At 71.7% G+C, this 3,621-nt stretch carries 4 protein-coding genes and 1 pseudogene; 3 read left to right on the forward strand and 2 right to left on the reverse strand.

Going from position 1 to position 3,621, the window contains the following annotated elements:
* Positions 1 to 140: 140 nt before the first annotated feature.
* Entirely contained in the window at positions 141 to 1,160 is a 1,020-nt protein-coding gene (locus AB0D57_RS47335) for an aspartate-semialdehyde dehydrogenase (RefSeq protein ID WP_362088709.1), read from the reverse strand.
* Between the two features lie 298 nt (positions 1,161 to 1,458).
* Between AB0D57_RS47335 and AB0D57_RS47340 the strand changes: the two genes are divergently transcribed.
* From AB0D57_RS47340 to AB0D57_RS47350, 3 genes are all read left to right on the forward strand, one after another.
* Entirely contained in the window at positions 1,459 to 2,004 is a 546-nt protein-coding gene (locus AB0D57_RS47340) for a sigma-70 family RNA polymerase sigma factor (protein WP_362088710.1), read from the forward strand.
* 1 nt (position 2,005) lies between these two features.
* The gene (locus tag AB0D57_RS47345) at positions 2,006 to 2,755 is read left to right on the forward strand and encodes a hypothetical protein (RefSeq protein WP_362088711.1); all 750 of its coding nucleotides are present in this window, start codon (positions 2,006 to 2,008) and stop codon (positions 2,753 to 2,755) included.
* A gap of 192 nt (positions 2,756 to 2,947) precedes the next feature.
* A complete protein-coding gene (locus AB0D57_RS47350; RefSeq protein WP_362088712.1) occupies positions 2,948 to 3,406 on the forward strand; it encodes an NUDIX hydrolase in 459 nt (152 codons plus the stop codon).
* Between the two features lie 14 nt (positions 3,407 to 3,420).
* Here AB0D57_RS47350 and AB0D57_RS47355 read toward each other — a convergent pair.
* Positions 3,421 to 3,621, reverse strand: a pseudogene (locus AB0D57_RS47355) (IS200/IS605 family accessory protein TnpB-related protein); the annotation flags it as partial.

Here is a 3,621-nt window from a genome sequence, read left to right on the forward strand (position 1 = left end):
GACGGGCTGACATACCCAGCCCGTCCGGCGTTTGAGGACGAGGCCGTCCAGGCCGAACGGGGGTCTGGGGGCGGAGCCCCCAGGAAAGGATGGGACGGGTAGGGGCGGCGGGGGCGAACTACACCGGCCCGGCGTCAGCCCTAGCGTTCGTTCAGCTCGGCTGCCACCAGCTCCGCGATCTGGACCGCGTTCAGCGCGGCGCCCTTGCGGAGGTTGTCGCTGGAGACGAAGAGGGCGAGACCGTTCTCGACGGTCTCGTCGCCGCGGATGCGACCGACGTACGAGGCGTCCTTGCCGGCCGCCTGGAGGGGCGTCGGGATGTCGGAGAGGGTGACGCCCGGGGCGCCGGCGAGCAGCTCCGTGGCGCGCTGCACGCTCAGCGGACGCGCGAAACGGGCGTTCACCTGAAGGGAGTGGCCGGAGAAGACCGGGACGCGGACACAGGTGCCGGAGACCTTGAGGGCGGGGATCTCCAGGATCTTGCGGGACTCGTTGCGGAGCTTCTGCTCCTCGTCGGTCTCGTGCAGGCCGTCGTCGACGATGGAGCCGGCGAGCGGGATCACATTGAAGGCGATGGGGCGCTTGTAGACGTGCGCCTCGGGGAAGTCGACCGCCTCGCCGTCGTGGGTCAGCTTGTCGGCGTCCGCGACGACCTTCAGCGCCTGGCCGTGCAGCTCGGCCACGCCCGCGAGGCCCGAGCCGGACACCGCCTGGTAGGTGGCGACGACCAGCGCCTCGAGGCCTGCCTCCTCGTGCAGCGGCTTCAGCACCGGCATCGCGGCCATCGTCGTGCAGTTCGGGTTGGCGATGATGCCCTTGGGGCGGTCGGCGATCGCGTGCGGGTTCACCTCGGAGACGACCAGGGGTACGTCCGGGTCCCTGCGCCAGGCGGAGGAGTTGTCGATCACGACCGGGCCCTGCGCGGCGACCTTCTCGGCCAGCGCCTTGGAGGTCGCGCCGCCCGCGGAGAACAGGACGATGTCCAGGCCGGAGTAGTCGGCCGTGGCCGCGTCCTCCACTGTGACTCCGTCGAGGACCGTCCCCGCCGAACGGGCCGAGGCGAACAGGCGCAGCTCGGTGACCGGGAACTCCCGCTCGACGAGGATCCTGCGCATGACTGTGCCGACCTGACCGGTGGCTCCGACGATTCCGACCCTCACGGCGACTCCCTTTGCGTGCGTTTTACGTGGTCCAGCGCTTCCATGATGCGTCTGACCCCGGCCCGCCTGTCCAATCCTTTGCCCAAGGGATGGGACAGAGGATGGGACCGGGGCGGTACCGGGGCGGGACAGGTGAGGGGGCCGGCCGCCGGGCCGGTGTGACGTGTGACTCCATAGCCCCGTCCCGTCCGGACAGCCTCCGCGAGACTCCGGCGGAGTGGATCCGGGAAAGTCCCTCGACGTGGGCCGAACGTTTTGGGCCGCCCCGGCGTCGTAGGGGAAACGCGGGAGGGGAGGGGTGGCTGTGCTGCGCAGAAAGGCACGCCGTGCCCACGGGGACGTCCAGGAACAGGGAGTGGACGACCCCTTGGACGCGGCTCAGGAACGCCGGGTGCGAGCGGTGCTCGCGCTCGGCGGCGTACCGCAGGCGGACCTGCCGGACGGGGTGCAGCAGGTCCGCCTGCGGTTGCTGGAGCGCGCGGCGAAGGGGGACGAGGCGCCGCGCGACGTGTCCGCGTGGGCGGCGGTCGTCGCCTCGAACCTGGCGATGGACTGGCACCGCGCCAAGCGCCGCCAGGAGCGGCTCGGCGAGCGGCTCGCCTCGCTCCGGCACCTGGAGCACCCCTCCGGCGAGGAGTCCAGCGTGCTCTCGCTCGCCGTCGCCCAGGGCCTGGACGAACTTCCCGACGCCCAGCGTCAGGTCCTCGTCCTGCGTTTCTACGCCGATCTCTCCGTGCGCGGGATAGCCGAGGAACTCGGTGTCCCCGAGGGCACGGTCAAGAGCAGGCTGCACTCGGCGGTCCGCGCCCTGCGCGCCCGCCTGCACGAGGACGAGGTGGTGTGACGTGGCCGAATACGAGGGAGTGGACGCGCTGTGGGCCGCGATCACGGACGAACCGCTGCCCGAAGAGGCCCATGACGACGCCGGGTTCATGGCCGAGCACGGGTCGGCGGCGGCCGATGTGGCGCTGCTGCGGGAGCAGTTGACGGCCATCGGGGAGGAGTTGGCGGCGGACCGTACGGAAACGGCGGCGAAGCCGGCGCCGGTACGGGCGTCCAGGAAACGTGCCCGTCGCCCGGAGGGAGCCCCCAGGAACCGCGGCCGCCGGCCCCTAGCCCTCGCGCTGGGCGGCTTCGCCGTGGCCGCCGTCGCCGCGATGGTCGTCGGGATGGGCTGGCTCCTCGCGCAGGGCGCGGGCGCCGGGCTGAGTGAGAGCAGCTCGGACCGCGGGGGCAAGGCGGCCGACAGCGCGGGCAGTGAGGCCTCGCTCAGCGGCCCGGGCTATCTCGCCTGCTCCCGGCTCGTCGTCGAGGGGACGATCGCCGAGGTCGAGCCCCTCCCCGGCACCACACTGAACCGGATCACCCTCGACGTGGACCGCTACTACAAGCCGGAGAAGGGGAAGAGCGAGGTCGTCGTCGTCCTGGACGAGGAGGTCGCGCCCGATCCGCGCAAGGGTCGGCGCGTACTCGTCGCCGTCCAGGACAAGCAGGCGACACCCGACGGCTGGACCACGGGTCAGCGGGCCATCGCCCGCGAGCGGGCCTGGATCCTGCAGGCGTTGCCCGAGTCCCGCACCGTCACCTGCCCATGAGCAGCACCGTCATCTGTCCATGAGCCGCGCCCCCACCCGCCCGTGAAAAAGGGGCGGGCGCCCGTTCCCGGACGCCCGCCCCCTACGACCGTACAAACTGCGGAACGACCTTCTGGATCTTCACGCTGCCGGCGCCCGCGATCGTGCCGCACGCGTAGTTCGGGTGGTCCGGGGGTGCCGTAACGTCTGTGTATGCCAAAAGAGTTGAGGGTGGCGGCCTACGCCGTATGCGTGCGGGACGGACGGATGCTGCTGGCCCGCTGGGTCACGGGCGACGGCCGAAAGCGGTGGACCCTGCCGGGCGGCGGCATGGACCACGGCGAGGATCCGTACGACACGGTCGTCCGTGAGGCCGAGGAGGAGACGGGGTACGCGGTCGAGCCGCTCGCGCTGCTCGGCGTCGACTCCGAACTGCGCAGCCACCCGCGCCGACTGGGCCCGGCCACCGACTTCCACGCCCTCCGTATCGTCTACGAGGTCTGTGTCACCGGCGGCGAACTCCGCCACGAGACCAATGGCTCCACGGACATGGCGGCCTGGCACGCCCTCGACGAGGTGCCCGCCCTCGACCGGGTCGGGCTCGTCGACATGGGCCTCACGCTGTGGCGGGAGCGACCGGCCCTGGGGCGTACCGAAGGGGCCGGGAAGTAGGTCCGCTACCGTTCCTAAAGACTGAGTGGGAGTGAGTCCTGTTGCCAGGACTCCTGCTCAGCCGCGTGCCCCGAACGGTGTTGGGCACGCTGGTCCCCCGCTTTCGCTCCACGGCCCGGTGGCGCGCATCGTGTGCGTGGTCCGGGTGGGTGGGGGCGGGTTTCCTCGCGCTGTCGGGTGTCCGGTCGGGCCTGGGCGGTCCGATGCCCACCGCG

Source organism: Streptomyces sp. NPDC048275 (assembly GCF_040652275.1).
In the GTDB taxonomy this organism is placed as follows: Bacteria; Actinomycetota; Actinomycetes; order Streptomycetales; family Streptomycetaceae; genus Streptomyces.